This is a genomic window from Streptococcus sp. DD11, from assembly GCF_001578865.1.
In the GTDB taxonomy this organism is placed as follows: Bacteria; Bacillota; Bacilli; order Lactobacillales; family Streptococcaceae; genus Streptococcus; species Streptococcus panodentis.
Genome location: NZ_KQ969392.1, coordinates 587,439 through 605,476, shown reverse-complemented (window position 1 = coordinate 605,476; position 18,038 = coordinate 587,439). Strand labels below are relative to the sequence as shown.

At 47.5% G+C, this 18,038-nt stretch carries 15 protein-coding genes and 1 pseudogene; all 16 read left to right on the top strand.

The window, feature by feature from the left end:
• The first annotated feature begins 188 nt into the window (after positions 1-188).
• A complete protein-coding gene (locus tag STRDD11_RS02835) occupies positions 189-632 on the top strand; it encodes a prepilin-type N-terminal cleavage/methylation domain-containing protein (protein ID WP_128835125.1) in 444 nt (147 codons plus the stop codon).
• 129 nt (positions 633-761) lie between these two features.
• Positions 762-1,256 carry a hypothetical protein gene (locus tag STRDD11_RS02830; RefSeq protein WP_128835123.1) on the top strand — a complete coding sequence of 165 codons (495 nt, stop codon included), beginning with the start codon at positions 762-764 and terminating at the stop codon, positions 1,254-1,256.
• 9 nt (positions 1,257-1,265) lie between these two features.
• Entirely contained in the window at positions 1,266-2,696 is a 1,431-nt protein-coding gene (locus tag STRDD11_RS02825; RefSeq protein WP_128835121.1) for a VWA domain-containing protein, read from the top strand.
• Positions 2,697-2,708: 12 nt separating this feature from the next.
• Positions 2,709-4,190 carry a prepilin-type N-terminal cleavage/methylation domain-containing protein gene (locus STRDD11_RS02820; protein ID WP_128835119.1) on the top strand — a complete coding sequence of 494 codons (1,482 nt, stop codon included), beginning with the start codon at positions 2,709-2,711 and terminating at the stop codon, positions 4,188-4,190.
• Positions 4,191-4,230: 40 nt separating this feature from the next.
• A complete protein-coding gene (pilM, locus tag STRDD11_RS02815; protein ID WP_128835117.1) occupies positions 4,231-5,664 on the top strand; it encodes a type IV pilus biogenesis protein PilM in 1,434 nt (477 codons plus the stop codon).
• Between the two features lie 2 nt (positions 5,665-5,666).
• The gene (locus tag STRDD11_RS02810) at positions 5,667-6,248 is read left to right on the top strand and encodes a PilN domain-containing protein (protein ID WP_128835372.1); all 582 of its coding nucleotides are present in this window, start codon (positions 5,667-5,669) and stop codon (positions 6,246-6,248) included.
• Complete coding sequence (locus tag STRDD11_RS02805; protein WP_128835114.1) at positions 6,232-7,821, top strand: hypothetical protein; 1,590 nt, start codon at positions 6,232-6,234, stop codon at positions 7,819-7,821. The genes STRDD11_RS02810 and STRDD11_RS02805 overlap by 17 nt, the downstream gene beginning before the upstream one ends.
• 236 nt (positions 7,822-8,057) lie before the next feature.
• Entirely contained in the window at positions 8,058-9,869 is a 1,812-nt protein-coding gene (locus STRDD11_RS02800) for an SSA_2305 family type IV pilus system protein (RefSeq protein ID WP_128835112.1), read from the top strand.
• 57 nt (positions 9,870-9,926) lie between these two features.
• Positions 9,927-11,024: a PRC-barrel domain-containing protein gene (locus STRDD11_RS02795; protein ID WP_128835111.1), complete on the top strand. Its 1,098-nt coding sequence runs from the start codon at positions 9,927-9,929 to the stop codon at positions 11,022-11,024.
• Between the two features lie 7 nt (positions 11,025-11,031).
• Positions 11,032-12,093, top strand: a complete 1,062-nt coding sequence (locus tag STRDD11_RS02790) for a VanW family protein (RefSeq protein WP_128835109.1) — start codon at positions 11,032-11,034, stop codon at positions 12,091-12,093.
• 12 nt (positions 12,094-12,105) lie between these two features.
• On the top strand, positions 12,106-12,852 hold the full coding sequence (locus STRDD11_RS02785; RefSeq protein ID WP_338060078.1) for a prepilin peptidase: 747 nt from the start codon (positions 12,106-12,108) through the stop codon (positions 12,850-12,852).
• A gap of 41 nt (positions 12,853-12,893) precedes the next feature.
• Positions 12,894-13,498, top strand: a pseudogene (locus tag STRDD11_RS02780) (glucosaminidase domain-containing protein).
• A gap of 367 nt (positions 13,499-13,865) precedes the next feature.
• The gene (locus tag STRDD11_RS02775) at positions 13,866-14,768 is read left to right on the top strand and encodes a hypothetical protein (protein WP_128835107.1); all 903 of its coding nucleotides are present in this window, start codon (positions 13,866-13,868) and stop codon (positions 14,766-14,768) included.
• Positions 14,769-15,504: 736 nt separating this feature from the next.
• Positions 15,505-16,395, top strand: coding sequence for a hypothetical protein (locus STRDD11_RS02770; RefSeq protein ID WP_128835105.1), 891 nt, complete (start codon positions 15,505-15,507; stop codon positions 16,393-16,395).
• A 331-nt stretch (positions 16,396-16,726) separates the two neighbouring features.
• Positions 16,727-17,764 (top strand): SepM family pheromone-processing serine protease, encoded by a 1,038-nt coding sequence (locus tag STRDD11_RS02765; protein WP_128835103.1) that lies wholly within the window; start codon positions 16,727-16,729, stop codon positions 17,762-17,764.
• An 82-nt stretch (positions 17,765-17,846) separates the two neighbouring features.
• Positions 17,847-18,038 (top strand): hypothetical protein (locus STRDD11_RS13855; protein WP_206512669.1); only part of this gene is annotated, 192 nt, incomplete at its 3' end.

The following is an 18,038-nucleotide window of genomic DNA, read 5'->3' as shown; positions in this document are numbered from 1 at the left end:
GATGTTATTGCCCATGAGATTGACAAAACTAACCACAAGCTGATTTCCAAATTTAAGCCTTCAGGCGGTGGAACAGAACAGACTTGGGAATATGACTGGCAATCTAAGAGCGGCAGCTAATAAGATTAGACGATTTACTAAGTAAAAAATTGTTGTGATTTATCATTAAGTATAGGAGAAAAACTCAAGTGTTAAACAAATTGCAAAAATTCCGTCAGGATTTGAAGAAAAAAGGTAAAGGTTTTACCTTGGTCGAGCTGATTGTGGTCATCATCATCATCGCGATTATCGCAGCGGTAGCCATTCCGGCTCTCACCTCTTTCCAAGATAATGCACGTAAGAGCCGTATCCAGTCTGAACACCGCGAATTGGTATCAGCTGTACAGTCTTACATTGGTTCACAGGATGACCCTGAGAATGTAACAATTGATGACCTCAATACTCTTGCACCATATATTGCTAAAAACTCTAAGGGTGATGCGGATTTAACGAAGACCCTTGCGAAGAACGGTGATGTTATTGCCCATGAGATTGACAAAACTAACCACAAGCTGATTTCCAAATTTAAGCCTTCAAATGGTGGAACAGAACAGACTTGGGAATATGACTGGCAATCTAAGAGTGGCAGCTAATCAGACTGCTTAGCATTGGAGAACCTTTCTCTATCCGACTGCTTTAGCAGTCGGATATTACCAAAGTAGTTGTCATCGTCTGACAACTATTTTGGCAATATCAAAAGGGAAATTTAGGAGATATTATCAATGAAAGGAAAAAAAAGACAGGGATCGACCCTGCCCATGGTCATTGTGACCATCGTGCTGCTAGTGGCTATGATTGGGATTTTAGCCTCTATCGTGGATACTGGTCAGGTCCAGACTCAGCGTATGTATAGCTATCTCAAGGCTAAGTATGTAGCGACATCTGGCTCACAGCTGGCTCTGGGAGCTTACTTTGAACCTCAAAATAAAGAGCCCTCTTCACTTAATACAGAGTTTAGAAACCGGGCGCAAGGACGATCTCGTTCAACAGCCCCTGTCACTTCCACCCATACCTTTAAGGATGGCGGTACAGCTGAGATTGAGATGAATGGCAAGTTTGATGGCAGCGGGTCGGAAAATTACAATATCACCATCAAGTCTAGGTCTAAGCTGCCCGGCAGTGAGGACTACTATGAGCATGTCGTGATTTTCAACTGGGCAACCAACGGTATCCGCTCGGAAGAGGGGCATTTGGTTTCGGCTCAGAAGCAAAAATAGGTAGGAAAGATGAAGAAATTACGCAAAGGGTTTACTTTGGCCGAGATGGTCATGGCCATCATGCTGATGAGTATGATAGCAGTTATTCTCGGGATTATATTTAATACCATGTTTTCCAGTCGAGAGCTGATCGAGCGAGAAGCCAGCATCCAGTCTGAGATGCGAACCTCCATGCAGTATGTGGACCGGACTGTTGCCAAGGCTACCTCGGTCTTTATCCTGGATGACAGTAAGTTTAAGGGCAGCAAGGAGGGACTGACCAAAGATTGGAGTTATATCGGCCTTTCGGCTGATGGCAAGAAAGTGCTCAACTATGTCTGGAATAAGCAAAAACAGGACTGGGATGTTAGTGAGCTGGGGACCAAGTCCCTCTATAATATGAAGCTGGATCTGGAGTTTAAGACCGACGGAGCGGCTTATCAGGATAACCGCCTGATTAATTATAATCTGACTGGTCAATATCCGGATACAAAGGCTAAACTTGAAATGAAAACAGCAATTTCTGCCCTCAATACCAAGCAGGTTTTCTCTAAAGTTGCAAAGGATAAAAAGGGTATCGCTCTGGCTTATCGAAACGATCCCATTGAAGGGCAGATGAATGTCGCTATTTCTTTTGTTTTTGACAAGTCTGGCTCGATGGCCTGGGATTTAAATGGAAATGCGATTAATCAATACAGCCGTGCGAAAAGCAGGATGAGCATTTTGCAGGATAAGGCCAAAATCATGATGAAAGATCTCAAAGAGATTGGCAATGTCAGTGTTAATCTGGTTTCCTTCTCTAGATTAGGCTCTTATGTCCAAAAGGATTTTTCTGAGCTGGATAAGGGAACGGGAACAATAGAAAACAGTATTGACGGCTTAAAAACGGGCGGCGTGACCAATCCTGGAGATGGCCTTCGCTATGGTATGTTCAGTTTGCAAAATAATCCTGCGCAGCTCAAGTACGTCGTTTTATTGACTGATGGAATTCCTAATGCTTACACCGTTAATACCAATGACACATCTTCTCGCAATCGAATTTCCCAGCCTTATTATGGCCGCTCTTATTATAACTATTATACTCGTAGATATGAGAGATCTATAGAGGGTTACTTGGTGACATTTAATAATGGTCCATTTGATTTAACAAGTAATTTTACAACAGATGAGAATCGTGCCGCCTATGATTCATACTCTAATGAAGCCTTACGGAAAAAATCGATTGAGTACGCTGGCGAGGTCTCTAAAACCTTCGGTGCCGGCATCAAGCGGGTCAATGTGATTGGCTTTTCTGGGAAAAAGTCAGAAATAGAGTACGGGCAGGACTTAACTGACAGTATCGGTAAGGGAGGCATGGAAGCCAAATATGTCCCTGCCGCTGATGAAGCAGCTTTGCAGCAGACTTTCTCGGACATCAAGAAGCAGATTCAGCAGGATCTTTGGTTTGTATCAGGACCATAGAAAGGAAGAGCAATGAAAGGATTAAAGAAACAAAAGGGGTTCACCTTGGTGGAGGTTTTGATTTCCCTAGTGCTCATAGGAGTCATTACAGCTGGCCTTTTGACTTTCTTTGCCGGCAGTTTCAATAACATCCTCCGTCAGCGAGGCCAGAATAAGACTAACTTCGATATTCAGGAGTCTTTTGAAACGCAATTAGCTGACATTAAGAAAAATAGCGGTCATGGTACGGAGGTTGAGACCTTTACCTACCGTGTCGGTAATAACAGCCAAAGTGTCAATGTGACGGGACAGACTCTTTCATATAAAGAAAAGAATATTCATCTCTTTGCTGCTAATGAAAAAGAAAGCGTGCTAGACATTCCTAGCGATTTGCAGGTTCAAATCCCTAATGCTAGTCGCTATTACTATGTTGGTCAGACTACTCCTAGCGGGTCGGTCGGTCTAAAAGATAGCCAGCAGAACAGCAAGGCTAGGATTTATACAGAGTCTGGCTGGTTTCTCAGCGACCGCAGCATTGGTTCAGGAACTTCGGGAATTGTCCCAGTTGGAACAATTGGCGAAGCAGGAGACGACATTGTTTCTCAAATAGTTCTGCCGGAAATGCCGACAGATTTTCGTGAGCAGTCGAAAGCTGAAACTGGTGTACACATCACGGATAGTATGAGAGGACGCTATCTGACTTTTGCGGCCCGGGCAATCAACTCTTATGGGCGGGTTGGTAACTATCAAGAAGCAAAAAATCAAGGTTCATCTGCTCGTATCTGGGTTATGGGCCTGCCCCTGACAGATAAGCTGCGCTTTCATACCGATGCAGACTTAGCATTGCTGAAGATTGGCGATAATAAAACGTCAATCATACCGACTGATAATGTGCCTCACGACAATACGCAGGTATATGATTATTATAACAATAAAGAACGTGGTGGTTCTGTTCCGGTACTCAACTACTATGAAGAGACCATTAAGCAGACTCGTCAACTGATTGCCCTTAATGGGAATACGATGGTTTTCAACTCAGATAGTAATGGAGCGATTAATTTTAATTCAGGCTATACCACTTCAATTCTCATTGGCAACCGCCAGCAGACGGGCCCTCTCCTGACCTATAAGTTGGACAACACCTTAACTTGGGGTCTGAACTTGGAAAGTGATGGTACAATCGCTGTTAAGACAGTAGACACTACAGGAGTTAACAATGGCGGTCAGGAAACTTTGCAGACAAAATTGAATTATAGTAATGATAACTCTATTCAGGTGCGAAGCACGGTGAAAAATGGTGTTTTGGGCATAGAGGTCTTTGTTAATGGACAAGTAGCTTACAACAAGACTGTCACGCTTAAAAATAGCCGAACAACGCACAATATCAATAACGGTCAGATCATTTTTGGCGGCAATACTTATATCAATGAGTTTGCCACTTATATGCAGAGTTTGAGCGACAGCAATATACAAAAGCTTGCAGAATATTTCAGAGATAAGTACAAAGCAAGCTGAGAGGAAAAGTTTTTAGGAAAATAAGGGAGATTAGGAGATTATGGCAAAAAGTATGTTTTCGTCCAAACGGCACAGAAACGTTGAAGACGAGCAGGATGATGTGAAAAAAGATTCCTTTTTAGGAAAGCTCAATAAACCGCTCTTTTCGTCCAAGGGAAAGAACAGCAAGGGCCGCCTGTCCATTCAGGGAGTGGAGATCAAGGCTGATGACCGGCAGGATGACTTTGACGATGAGGTGCAGCCAGCAGCAAAGGGCAGTTTTCTGACCAAGCTCAATAAACCGCTCTTTAGCAAGAATGCCGATATTGATGAGGGAGATGCGGCACCGGCTAAATCCGGCCGCCGTTCGCTCTTTTCTAAGAAAAGCAGCAGCGGAGCGTCTGTACCGGCTGTCCGTGCGCACGCGCCTTATACCATGTTTGGCAAGCCCATCAAGGGCAATCTCATGGCCATTGACTTTAATGACGAAGCGGTCTATCTGGTCGTAGCCAGACAGAAGCGCCAGGAGCTGGAGATTATCAAGATGGCTTCTGCCGGCCTGCCGGAAGGGGTCGTTCTCAACAGCGAAATCGTAGACCCGATTACACTGAAAGATGTCATCAGCGACCTGATGGAAGAGCACTCCATCACGGCTAAGTATGCTTTCTTTGCGCTGGGCAATACCAATATCATCGCCCGTTCGGTCGATGTGGCAGCCAGCGTCCAAAGCGATGAAGATATTGAGGGGCTGGTCTCTTATGAGTTGCAGCAATACCTGGATATCGATCCGACAGCTTATGTCATCCAGTTTCAGGAGCAGGAGACAGGCGCTGACCTTGCTTTTCCGGAAGATACGGAGACCCGCTCTCTCATGGTCTATGCTGTGCCAAAAGGGGTGGTCGAGCAGTATCTGAACTTGGCCAGCAGCCTCAAGCTGACCCCCTATGTCTTTGACCTTCAGTCCAATACCTTTGAAAAGTGGCTGGAGCGGGTACAGGCCATCAATAACCGGGCTAAGAAGCTGACCCAGCAAAATATCGGGATGGTGCATCTGAGCAAGACCTTTATCGGGGTTTACCTTTATTCTGAGGGCAAGTTTGTCACCAGCAACTACCTCAACCGAGGCTACAGCGATATTCTGCACTATGCTGACGATGCCAGCCTGCTGCAAAAGCTGACAGCTCTGGCCTCAGACGAGCTGGACACCGGTCTGCTCAAGCAGGCTCTGGATGAGTGGCTGGCAGATGCCAAGAGCCATATTCTCAATACGGAGAACTTCTTCAGCGGATCAACCGGTCAGACCATCGACAGTTTCTATGTCTTTGGCGATCAGGACATCTGCTGGCAGCTGTCTTCAATCCTGAAGTCCAATATGAATCGGGATTTTGTATCCATTGACAGTGTGGATTATGAAAATGTATTGTGGGAGGGAACAGCCGAATTTAATGCTGAGTTTATTCCAGCCACAGCCATGTTGATTAGGAGAGCAAATTAATGATTAGGAGAGATTTAAACTACTTTTCAAAATATCATGTGGCACCGGCCAAGACCAGTCCCTTGAAGCTGGCGGCCATATCCGGTTTCACAGCCATTGTTACTATTATGATTCTGCTGATTGGCTACTTCCAGTTCAGCAGCATGCACTATCAGAGTGAGATTGACCGGGCAGAGCAGATCCTGAAAAGTCCGGAGTTGGCTCAGGAGCTCAAGTCTATCTCTGAGACGGAGAGCAAGATTGCTACAGTCAAAAACGATCAGGCCCTCTTTGGCAGTCTGGAAGGCGACTTCCGCCGGCTGCACCGGGTCAATAAAGCCTTTATGGACTTCCTCAATAAAAATGTGACACGGGACTTAGTCTTTGATGAGATTAAGATTAACAAGGACAATGTAGAAATCGTTGGTTCGGCTCACGAGCAACTTTCCATCGCTAAGTTTGAAGAAGAGCTGCGCAAGTCTGACAAGTTTAACCATATTTTTGTGGACAACATTACTCGAGAGGAAAAAGATAATAGTTCAAGATATGTGTTTAACATTAAAATTTTAACGAAGGATGTAGATTTCAATGAAGAACAAAAATGAGAAAGAAAAGAAAAGCTTCCTGAGTAATTTGAATGAGCGCGACAAAATGCTGCTGACCGTCGTCGGAGGAGCGGCAGTACTTGCTGGCGGCGGCTTTCTGGTGTCAAACTCTTATACGAAGATGGCTCAGCTATCTGAAGAGCATGCGACAATCACGGCCGAGCTGGACGGAAAGAATGCCAAAATCAGCCAGAAGAAATCTCTGGCGAAGCAGCTGTCTGCTCTCAATTCGGAGACCCTTGAGCAGGCCAAGAAATACTATGGCACGACCAATCAGGGAGAGTTTATCTTCCTCGTTGACAAGCTGGTCAAGGACAGCGGCATCAAGTTTAAGTCGGTCAGCTATACTGAGAGCGAAGAGCTAGAGCTTCAGCCGGAGGGCGTCTCTGCGACCTCCTCTAATGGCCAAAGCTCTAACTCATCTGGCACGACCAGCAGCTCCAGCTCAAGTGAGACCTCTTCTTCGTCTGGTACGAGCTCTAGCTCATCTGAGACATCATCAAGCTCCTCATCCAGTTCTTCAACTAGCAGCAGCTCCTCGGATGCCAATACGGCGACGACAACGGCGGCCAGCACAGCGACTACAGGAAGTGCTCCTTACAGCAATACCAATATCACGCAGATGACGGCGGATATTGAGTTCGAAGGGACTTATACGCAGGTGCTGAAATTGCTGGAGCTAATCGACGGCAATCAGCAAAAGATTGTCTCCAGCGAGCTGGAACTAGGTGAAAAGACAAGCTGGTCCAATACTGAAGAGAATAAAAATCCTGAGATGGCCACCGGTAAGATCAAGCTGCGCTTCTATCAGGTCAAGGACGTGGAGCGCTATGTAACGCTGGAAAGCAATGTGGACAAGACGCCGATCGAGTTTGCTAACTGGGAATCTCCATTTGCCATTCCGACTTGGCAGGCACCTTTCTTGACGTTGAAAACAGCTGGAAGCGGGACGGATGCGACAGGCAGCAACAGCACGTTGGGGGCTGCAACGACTAATACAACTAGCAATGCTGACAGCAATACCAACCTAGCTCCGTCTTATCTAGAGCAACTCAGCAATCTGTCCAGTCAGAACAATGGCCTGTCCGCCTACTATAACTCATCAACTATTTACCGCTTTGAGTCTCCGCTCAAGCTGGTTCAGTCCGGCAGCAGCAACCAATATGACGTCACTGTGGACAATACCGACTTCTTAGAGGGAACGGGCTCCAATGTTGTCAAAATTCCGGCAACCAAGTCTTCGACCCTGTTTGAAATGGAATTTGCAGCTCCTTATGTCAGCCTCAACAGCCAGCCTGACTATATCAGCTACTCACTCTATCTGTCCAATAAATGGCAGGGTGAAACGGGTCTGATAGTCAAGAATGCCAGCGGCCAGAAGATCTACCTGCATGTCATCCGTCCTAACAGCTGGACCGGCTGGCGCGAGGTCAGCTTCAATCCGGCAGACATTCCGGGCTTCAGCTATCCGATGACCATCATGGGCTATTACTTTGAAACCCCAAGCGGCGACAGCCCAGAAACGACGATGAAACTGGACAATCTGGCGGTTGACAACCTTGTTGTCAACTAAGCCGCTTCCCTTTTTTAAGGGAATTTTCGTTTTTTGCAAAAAAACATCAGAAACGAAAAAAAAATTGGTTTTTAGACTAGCATAAGTCTTGCATTTATAGTAAACTAAAATATATAGAATTTAAAAAGAATACTCCGCCTACGAGCATGCGCACGAGGCAGCAGCTGAGGCGCGAATGTGTGGCTTTGAGCGGAGAGAGTATAAGATATTAGAAAGTGAGGTGCGGCAGAGACCAGATGACATATTTTCTACCTTTTGGAGCAGGACTGATAGCACTGCATACGATCAGCATTTTGCTGGTGACGAAGATTTCTTTGCTGAAGCGTCTCTTCCTTGTAGTGTGGGTGGTGCTCTTTGTGATTGGTGCGCCCTTCCTCTTTCAATATCTTCCGAGCCTAGCTTTTGTGGGTGTCTGTGCACTGGCGGTCATTTTCTATTTTGTCCTGCTTTTTGCTCAGGAATTGGCTCCGGCTAGGAAAAAATCAGCCCTGTCCGCCAGAAGCAGAAGGCATGCCAAGGGCAGACGGAGAAAAGCGGAGATGGAGGATTCGGAACCGGCATCCAGCAGAGAGCTGAACTTTGCTGCGGCACCGACCGGCAGAAAGAGAAAGGAAAGAAGTGAAGGGATGCAGTTTGAGGACAAGCCTGCTAAGCGGACAAAAGCTGCTGAGAAGGCCTCGTCCAATGAGCCAATCCCTATCCGAAGCGATATGAAACGACACGATAAACCCAACTATCCCTACTCTGCGGATAATTTGGCGGAAGCTCCTGTCTTTGAGGAGTACGATTCGAGCGGCCGGAAGGAGCCGGCAGAGTCAGAGGGCGGCCCGCAAAGCGCCAGCGATGAATTTTTAGAGTCTCTGCTGCATCTGCGCAAGGGCTCAACCAAGGTCAAGGTGGCCAACTCGCTCCTTTCCTCTGCGGATGTGGACGGCTCCCTCAATGACCAAGGTTTTACCGATATTAATGATCCGATCTTTGAAACGGCTGTTTTGTCTAAAATCAGACCGACATCCTATGCAGAGTCTGACTATGGCGGTATCAGACCGCAGCTGGCCGGTGTTTCAGAAATGACAGGTGTCATTTCCCGCGAGCCGGCAGCCAGTGAGCTGGCAAGTCAGGAGTCTCTTGAAGCGCCTGCGAGAGAGGAAGCTGCCAGCAGTTTAGAGGATTTCTTTGCTGTTTCAGAAGTTTCTGCAGAAGCTTCTGAGCGGTCTCAGGCCGATACAGCGGCAGCAGAGCCTGTGAGCAGTCTGGAATCCCTCTTCTTTGCAGACAGTGCGGCTGCTGAGAGCGCAGCCAGTCAGCCTTCACCTGCTGCGGACTTGTCTGCACAGGCAGACTGGAGCAGAGATTCTGCTGAAATCCAGGAATACCAAGACATTCTCAGCCAGATCCAGCTTGATTTGCTGGGACCTGCTGAGGAAGCGGCAGTCTTTGAGGATCCAGCTTCAGCTGCGGAAATGGTGCCTGAGCCAGGTCTGAAAGAGGCAGCTGCTGAAAGTGAGCCCGCCGGACTGCAAAGTGCTGTTCTGACCGAGGCGGTCTCTGAGACAGAGCTCAGCCAGTCTGCAGCAGTGGCCTTTGATGCAGCTGACATCCAGCCGGCAGATGAGACGGAAATAGCAGCCGCAGCCGCGTCTGATCCGCTTGAGCCCGCAGCGACAGCTGTTTCAGAAGAGAGTGAAGAAGACTTGCTGAAAGAAATCGCAGAGCTTCTGCAAGCTGAGGAAGCCGCAGTGCAAAGGCCTGCAGCACCGTCTGCAGCGGATCCGGCAGCTCCTGCGGAGGAGAGCGAAGAGGACCTGCTGAAAGAAATCGCTGGCATACTGGGCGGTTCGGAAGAATCCAGCCAGCCTGCAGCCAGTCCCAAAGCAGAGCATGAGGAGGTCTACTACCAATTTCTGCTGCTGGAAAGCCAGGAGTTAGTGGCTTCAGATGCAGGTCAGGAAGCGGCAGCTTATCTGCAGGAGATCTTATCCGGCAGCACGGACCAAAAAGTTCGCCAAGAAGCGTTCAAGTTACTGGACAAGATTGGAAAAATTTAATATTATAGTATACATATCAATTGATCAACATCAATTAGAAGGGTTTTAGGGGAAATTATGAAAAGTTGTAAGACGATTACAGGGACCGTTGTCATTGAGATTGAAAAAGGTATGGGCCTTGGGGAAGTGCATGAAGTTTTTGTAGATGAGGGGGTCAATCTGACCTTTGTCATCAAGTCAAAACAGTCAGCTCAGCCATTTGCCCTGCTTTCCAGCAAGAATATCCAAGGCATCGGTGATTTTGCGGTCATGGTGGAAAACAGCTCTGTCTTTCAGGACCTTGACGAGGCAGACCTCCAAGTCCTCAATGACAAGCAAGGCAGCATCTTTGATGAAATTGTCATCACCATTGACGGCAATAAAGTAGGGACAGTGGTAGACTACCATATCGATGAAAAGAATGAAATCGGCTATCTGGTTGTCAATCCTGAAGACGCCGGCGAGGAAATTCAGATTCCGAAATCACGTATTTTGATGATTGGGAAGGAATACATCATCCTCAATGACGAAAAAAAGTCAGCAGTGCACTTTGAAGCAGATGCGGAGCTGGGCCGGCTGGCTGCGGCTGATCTGCTTGCGGCAGCAGCGCCGGCTCAGCCTGAGCCTGCAGCGGCAGAGACAGCGGCAGCTCCTGAGGAGCCTGTTTTCGAGCCGATTGCTGCTGAAAAAGAAGCAGCAGCTGACCTGACAGAGGCTTTGGCTGCTGTTGAGCTGCAGCATGCAGCGGAGGAATTGGATCTTTCTGCCGTTCAAGTGGCTGAATCAGCCGTAGCAGATCTGCCGAAGGCAGAAGACCTGCTGCAGGAAGCAGCTGAGCAGGTATCTGAGGCAGGCGAGGCGCTCAGCCTCGAAGCGGATGCTCCAAGTCTGGATGCAGCTCTGGAGGAAGTTTTGACCGCGTCTCATGAGGCTGTAGAGACTGCTATCAGTACAGCACCTGTCGCTGAGGAAGAACCAGCAGAAAAGCAGGAAGCCAATGACTTTGTCAGCCAGCAAAAACGCCTCTTGGTCGGCAAAAAACTGCAGAAAGATTTGGTGAATGCAGACGGCGGTGTGATTCTCTATGCCGGTGATACAGTGAGCGATGATGTCATTGACTTTCTGCGCCGCATCGACCGCAAGTTCCTTATCCGCTTAGCTGAATGCGTCGTATAAGGCTGGGATGAAATTCATGTCAAGAAGAAAAAGAAAGATTTCATCGAAATATCAAAAACTACTTCCAGCAGGGACACTCGCTGCCTTTCTGCTGGGTAGTTTATTTTATGTCATTTTCATCTTTCATCCCGCTATCGATATGAGTATCAACGGCCGCTCCCCCCTTCAGGTCCATTCCCGGAGTCAGGCTGAAATAGAAGTTTACAGAGAGCTGCCCTACAAAGCCAGTTTTCAGCTGTCCACCGGCCAAAGCTTTTCTGTGGATATGCGTTTTTTGGGGCTCAGCTATTTTACGGCTGAGGAGCTGAGACGTCTGGACAACATCTCGGCCAAGACAGTCTGGGACAAGTTTACACCTTTTTTTGACACAAGTGAAAATCTGCCCATCGCTGTCTACCCTAACCGTATCTTCTGGCTCAAACCGCTGGAAGAAGTGCTGACAGGCTATCCGAACCTGCTGCGCCAGCAGCCTGCGACCAATCATCTGGTCATGGATGGGGAGTCCGCTGTTAAGGTGGCTGACAAGAGCAATGGCTATCAGATTGAGCCTGCTGCCTTCATTCAGGCAGCGGAGGAAATTGCCAAATCCGGCAAATTTGACGCTGTTCCGGTTGAGAGTCAGTCTGTAGAAGCAGAAGACCAGGCCGAGCTGCTGGGCCAATACAGCCATTATCTGGAACGCACAGAGGTGGCCTTTCCTGACAATAAGACTCAGGAAGCAAACATGAAGACAGCCTTTTATAAGCTGCAGAATATCTATCTGGCGGCCGGAGAAACCAAGTCCATTTCGGACTTGCTGGGAGATCTGACGGCTGAATCTGGCTATCTGCCAGTCAAGGATAAGGATAAAGAAGTATATGGTATGGGAGCTGAGCAGATTGTAGATGCCATTCGGCAGCTCGCATTTTCACGGATGAATGTCGTGTCTTACAGAGGACAGTTTTTCAATATCGGGAATCCCGCTGAGGGCTTGACAGAACTGACTGTTCAGAACAATACAGATACGGATATGGTCTTTTCATTGAGTTTGGAGGAGGGGCAGATTACTGTCATTTTGGCATCTAAGTAAGGGAAAAAGATTATGATGATTGCAAGTTTAGTGTTTATTTTAGGTGTCGTTTTTGGGAGTTTTTTCAATGTCGTCATTTATCGGGTGCCGCTGGAAAAGAGCATTGCCAAGGGGCGGTCCATGTGTCCTTCCTGCGGCCATGAGCTGACTGCAGCGGAGCTGATTCCGATTGTGTCGATTATCATCCAGGGCTTCAAGTGCAAAAACTGCAAGCAGCCGATTTCGCCGCGTTACCTCATTGTCGAGCTTCTGACCGGTCTGCTCTGGCTGGCTTCCTACCTGATTTTTCAGGATCAGGGCCCTTGGATGGTTGTCTCGGCCTGCCTCTTGGTATCGCTCTGTATCATTATCGGCTATATTGACTTTGATACCCAGTATATCTCCGATACGGTGCTGCTGGTTTTCTGGCTGGCCCGTCTGGCGGTCATCTGGTTTGTCACGGATTATTCCTACTGGGATATGCTCTTTTCTATGCTGGTTGGCGCGGGCCTTTACTCCCTCATTTATTTTGGGGCCAAGGCCTACTACAAGAGAGAAGCCTTTGGCATGGGGGACATCCTTTACCTGGCTGCTTTGGGCAGCTGGTTCAGCCCTTTGCATACCGCCATTCTCGGTTACGGCTCATTCTTTGTGGCAGGAGCGATTCTTCTCCTTGCGATGATATTTAAGAAGTTCAAATTTAAATTAAAAGAAGAAGTGCCTTTTGGCCCAGCCATGAGCATCATGGCCGTCATCCTGTATTTCTGGGGAGGAATGTAGGACTGGTGTGCATCATTTGAGTATTAGAAATGGATAGAAAAATGTTTAGGAAGAAAAAACTATTGCTGCAGCTCTGACAACAGCTGCAATCTTGGCGGGAAGCCTGCTTTCGGCCAGTCAACTGTCGGCCAATGAAAGGGCCAATCTGGATTCGTCTGCTGTTCGGGTTTCTGAGCAGTTCAAGGCTAAAAAAACGGGCGCTGTCGTCTTTTCCGAAGATGTGACCGTGGCAAGCTCGGTATCAGCTGAGTTTATTGACAGCCGTCTGGCGGGTACGCCTATGGCTGGATTGGGCAAAGCTTTCAAGAAAGCAGAAAAAGACCACGGCGTGAATGCGATTTTTCTGGTAGGTCTGGCCATTCACGAATCGGACTACGGCCGCAGCCAAATCGCCCAAGCCAAGCACAATCTCTTTGGCTTCATGGCCTACGACTCCAGTCCTTTTTCCAGCGCAGGAAATTTCGCAACATTTGATGACGGCATTGACACGGTAGCCCGCTATCTGAGCGAGCACTATCTCAAGCCGGGCGGCCAGTTTTACAACGGCAAGAGCATGGCTGCTATCAATGTCAAATACGCATCAGACAAAACTTGGCACAGCAAGATTGCGATTCGTATTCGGAATTTTTTGAAGACAAAAGGCTAAGGAGTGGAGAAGCATCTCTGCTCTTTTTTGGGTCAACGATCGCCTGCTGACACTCTGTTTATACTTGATGAAAATCATCAGCAAACCAGGCGGGAGCAGACAGGATAACAGTTAGCTGCTCATCCTGTCGCGAGAAATCCCACAGGACTTTCTCTGACTCCGCAGGAGGCGGTGGGACAGACTCCCATGATGGCTGCGCCCTCACCCACAGAGGGATGTATCTTTGGGAAGATACTGTATAAGAGAGTGGGGCAAAAATCGGTCAGACGGAGTCTTCGATTTTGTCGTCCCGCCTCAGCTTGTGGATAAAGTCAAGCAAAGCTTGTTGTCAAATTTTAGGAGACATTTATATTAGGAGACATTTATAATGGAAAAGATAGGAATAAACATAGTTTTTAGAAAAGCTTGGGAATTGATGCTCCGGTATTTTTTCGTTTGGTTGGGCGGCCTGCTCGTGGTGTTTCTGCCTTTATTTGCTCTGGGCTACAGTTGGTCTCTTAGTATACTGGGTGATTTTATATTTAATATTTATTCAAACTACCGGGCTGGCTGGGACAGCGTAACCATTGCCATTCCCTTGATTTGGGCTGTGGGCTCTAGTATTATAGTTCCCTATATCAATAAATTCTCCCTGACCATGGTCCGCAATCCGCAAGCAGTCCGCAGGAACTTTTGGCAGGCTGTCTGGTACAGTCTCTCCGACGGCCTGCTGACCCGCTTTCTTTATACTTTCCTTTGTTTTCTGCCTCTGGTCATTGCTTTGTATGCTGGTTTGCAGAATTTGACAAATGAACTGTTTTGGCAGGAAATTTTTGGGAATTTTGAACAGATAGTTGGCCTGCTCATATTCTTGTCTTATCTAGGGCCGATTATCTGGGTCCTGTCTCAATTGCTGTACAGCTACCTCTTTGAATCCCACTTCTTTTTGTTGTTTTATATCCTGCAGGATACCAGTTCCAGAGATAATCGTTTGGCTCCTCTGTCTTTCTTTGGCTGTCTGAGAAAGTCCGTCTCCCTGATTGGGGGTTACAGGGTTCGTTATATGTGGCTGTCATTTCTGCTGAAACTGCTGGTTTTTGGGGCAAATTATGTTGTTGTCTTATTGACGCTGCTTTTTGTGAAGCTTTTGGGAGCTGAGGCGCTCAATGTGGTGCAATTTCTGCCGCTGCTCTTTACAGCTGTGTTTCAGCTTTTTGATCTCATTGCGCGGGCAGTTTTTGCAGATGCCTTAATGGCAAAGGACGAGGAAATTGTGGATTTTGGGGATTAGTATGGGTAAAAATAGAAAGGCTTTTAGAAATTTTATAGTCATTTAGTTTAACTTTTATTCCTTTGTTGGCTGAAACAGGTCGGGGGAGTGAAAAGGTTCCCCGAACCTTCCCTGCTTTTGAATTTTTGGGCAGGGGCTGGCGGTGGGACAGGCGGTGGGACAGAACTAAATTTTGAAAAAATTTAGTTCTGTCCCAGCCCCGCGAGGATGCTTAGGAGCTTTTTGGAGTCTAAAAGACGAACAAAGTTGAGACTTGCTTCGCAAGTCCTATCCGCAAACTCAAAGCAGTGCTTTTGTTGCTTCCTCTCAGAAGCTTTATCTATAACCTCAAAACCTCCACTGGAGCTTTTGAGCAATCAGCTACCGCGTCAAGAGTTTTTTTCCAAAACAAAGCGAGACTGAAAGACTTTTGTCTCAGCCTCACTCTCAGGCCATTTCACGACTAAAAGCAAACTAAAAGATTATATACTCTTTGAAAATCGAAGATGTCACTCTTTACGGAAGTTTCATTCACCGGCTCAAAGGCTTCGCTGGAGCTTTTGGTCTGTGTTCAATCTCTTTGATGAAGACAAGCTGATACAAACTGCTTTTGCTTTATCCGTCAGCTTCAACAGTCTCCCGGACTGATGTTCAGGACTCTCGCAGGTCAATGAGACGATTTATCGCCCGTTGACATTGACCTGACTCTTATCCCTTTTCAACAGTTGATTTTCTTTGAGTATTAGGATGATACATTATGAATGAAGTTAAAGTATTCAGGATTCTCAAGCGGGCTTGGGTTTCTATGACTGATTACTATTTTGTCTGGCTGGGCGGTTTGCTGCTGATTGGCATTCCGCTGGTGCTGCTGGGAGCTGTTCTCTTTTTCCATATTTCCAATTGGAGTTATCAGTCAATTCTCATTTTGACCTGCCTGGCCTTTCTCATCGCCTTTGGTTTGGCCTATATCAATAAATTCTCCCTGACCATGGTCCGCAGCCCGTATCTGGTCAAACTCTACTTGGGGCCCGGCATCTGGTACAGCATATCGGACGGTTTTTTTACCCGTCTGCTCTATTCTTTTATCGTCAGTGCTGTGCAGGTTCTGCTCCTGTACATGGGCTGGACGACCATTGGAGTCAGCCTCGGAGTTGCCAGTCTTTTCACTTTTTATCGGCTGGCCATCAGCCCTGAATCCGTTGTGATTTTTCAGTTTCTCTTTCCTTTTCTTTTCATGGTTTTTTATCTGCTCTTTACCTTCTTGGTTGATTCGCATTTCTTTTTGCTGCCCTATATCATTCAGGATACCAGCTCAGCTGACAATCTGTCCAGACCCCTGTCTTTCATGGGCTGTCTGAAAAAGTCGGTCACACTCATGGATGGTTACAGAGGCCGCTATGTGCTGCTCAGCTTTTCCCTGATGCTTGCAGCCATGCTGGGCTGCTACCTCTATCATTTCCTGCTCATGGTAGCGGTTCCCTTCCTCACTGCAAGCTTTGGCGGCTATCAGTCCCTCATTTACGGTATATTGCTGCTTCCTGCCCTGATCTTGGCCAGCGGCTTTTATACCTTTTCCCTGTCGGCACGGACCATTTTTGCAAACAGCTTGATGGAGAAGGACTGGGATGTTGCTGATTTCGGAGAGTAAATCTCTTTGAACACCCAAAGCAACCCAGCCCGCGAGGCTCCAACAGACTAGCCTGAGCTGAGAAACCCGAAAAAGAAACAGTTAGGCTGGAGATCGAGCAAATGCAGTATGCATCGTCATTTAGTTTCTCTTTTATTACTTTGTCAGCTGGCCTTGTCGTACTTTTGAGATTGCCTCACGGAAGCTTTATCTGCCACCTCAAAACCTCCATGGGAGGTTTTGAGCAACTCGCTGCCCTATCGTCCTGTATGTTAAGCGATAGGCTGAAACTGTCCCACCGCCTCACTGCTAAAAGCAAACGAAAAGACTATAATAGGAGAGAATAAAAGTTATGAAATCGATGGGAAGAATTTTACTGGCTGTTTTGCTGCTGGCCGGTATCGGCTTTATCCCGCTGCCCGGTTATGAATTGGAACGTTTAAGTCCGGCCATGAATGCCAAAGACTTTGTCCAGATTCAAGGAGGCAGCAGTCAGAAAAGCGGTGAAATTTATCTGCTGGCGGTCGGTGTTTCTGAAGCCCGAGTTTTTAGCCTTCTTTTAGCCCTGCTGCCTGACTACAGTCTGGAGCCGAGTTTTATCAATGCACCGGCAAATTACTTTGACAAGGACAAAGAGCGGGAAGAGCTGGAGAACAGCACCATGGCCTCCTCCCAGCTCAATGCCCTGCAGGTTGCTTATCGGGCGGCCAATCGGCCGGTGGAAGTCGTTCATAAGAACATCTATGTTAACGGTGTCAGCCGAGACACGGCTTTGGCTAAGGAGCTGCAGCAGGGTGACTTGATTCTCAAGGTTGACAATCAAAGCTACAGCAGCCCCTATGATATTGTAGACCAGATGGAGCAGCGCAAAGTTGGCGATGTCGTCAGCATTGAGTACAGCCGCAGAGGTGTGATCGGTCTGGCCAGCGCTCCCTTGATTGTTGATGAAGTAACTGGCAAGCCCGGTTTGGGGGTTGAGTTTGGCTCTGTAGCCAGCGTTTTGATGAATCCCTTGGCTTCCTTTAAGAGCAATGGCGTCGGTGGTTCTTCAGGCGGACTGATGTTCAGTCTGGAGCTTTACAATCAGCTAGTGGCAGAGGATATCACCAAAGGCAAGGTGATCGCCGGAACTGGGACTATCGACCATAAGGGTGACGTCGGCCGAATCGGCGGAGTGGAAATGAAAGTCCGGGCCGCTGATCAGGCAGGAGCTCAGATTTTCTTCGTTCCTGACGACAGCATTGACCCAGAGATTGCCCAGTACAATCCGAAACTGCGCTCCAACTACCATGAAGCCCTGCGCGCCGCTATCCGCATCAAGAGCAAGATGCAGATTGTTCCCGTCAAAACCTTTGATGAGGCTCTGAACTATCTGCGGGAGATGGAGTAATATCGTCATTGAGACAATATGAAAAGTCCCTCGGTTGAGAATCCGTGGATTTACCCGTATACTAGGATAAAAAAGACAGAACATGACAATACTAGAGCACAAGGAGGCCGAGACACTGCAATGTCTCGGCCTCCTTGTGTTCTTTCTCATCATCAGCCCGTCTGGATTGGCAGACTGTCATCCAATCACATTCTGTTCAGCAATCTACCCGATTTCAGCTTGGGACATGTCTGCCCTCTCGGCAATTTCTTTCACTTTTTCTTCGGGAATATCG

Bases quoted from the DNA above. Each gene is read 5' to 3' on its own strand.
- STRDD11_RS02830 (WP_128835123.1), top strand. From the start codon at position 762: ATGAAAGGAAAAAAAAGACAGGGATCGACCCTGCCCATGGTCATTGTG.
- STRDD11_RS02825 (WP_128835121.1), top strand. From the start codon at position 1,266: ATGAAGAAATTACGCAAAGGGTTTACTTTGGCCGAGATGGTCATGGCC.
- STRDD11_RS02820 (WP_128835119.1), top strand. From the start codon at position 2,709: ATGAAAGGATTAAAGAAACAAAAGGGGTTCACCTTGGTGGAGGTTTTG.
- pilM (WP_128835117.1), top strand. From the start codon at position 4,231: ATGGCAAAAAGTATGTTTTCGTCCAAACGGCACAGAAACGTTGAAGAC.
- STRDD11_RS02805 (WP_128835114.1), top strand. From the start codon at position 6,232: ATGAAGAACAAAAATGAGAAAGAAAAGAAAAGCTTCCTGAGTAATTTG.
- STRDD11_RS02800 (WP_128835112.1), top strand. From the start codon at position 8,058: ATGACATATTTTCTACCTTTTGGAGCAGGACTGATAGCACTGCATACG.
- STRDD11_RS02795 (WP_128835111.1), top strand. From the start codon at position 9,927: ATGAAAAGTTGTAAGACGATTACAGGGACCGTTGTCATTGAGATTGAA.
- STRDD11_RS02790 (WP_128835109.1), top strand. From the start codon at position 11,032: ATGAAATTCATGTCAAGAAGAAAAAGAAAGATTTCATCGAAATATCAA.
- STRDD11_RS02785 (WP_338060078.1), top strand. From the start codon at position 12,106: ATGATGATTGCAAGTTTAGTGTTTATTTTAGGTGTCGTTTTTGGGAGT.
- STRDD11_RS02775 (WP_128835107.1), top strand. From the start codon at position 13,866: ATGGAAAAGATAGGAATAAACATAGTTTTTAGAAAAGCTTGGGAATTG.
- STRDD11_RS02770 (WP_128835105.1), top strand. From the start codon at position 15,505: ATGAATGAAGTTAAAGTATTCAGGATTCTCAAGCGGGCTTGGGTTTCT.
- STRDD11_RS02765 (WP_128835103.1), top strand. From the start codon at position 16,727: ATGAAATCGATGGGAAGAATTTTACTGGCTGTTTTGCTGCTGGCCGGT.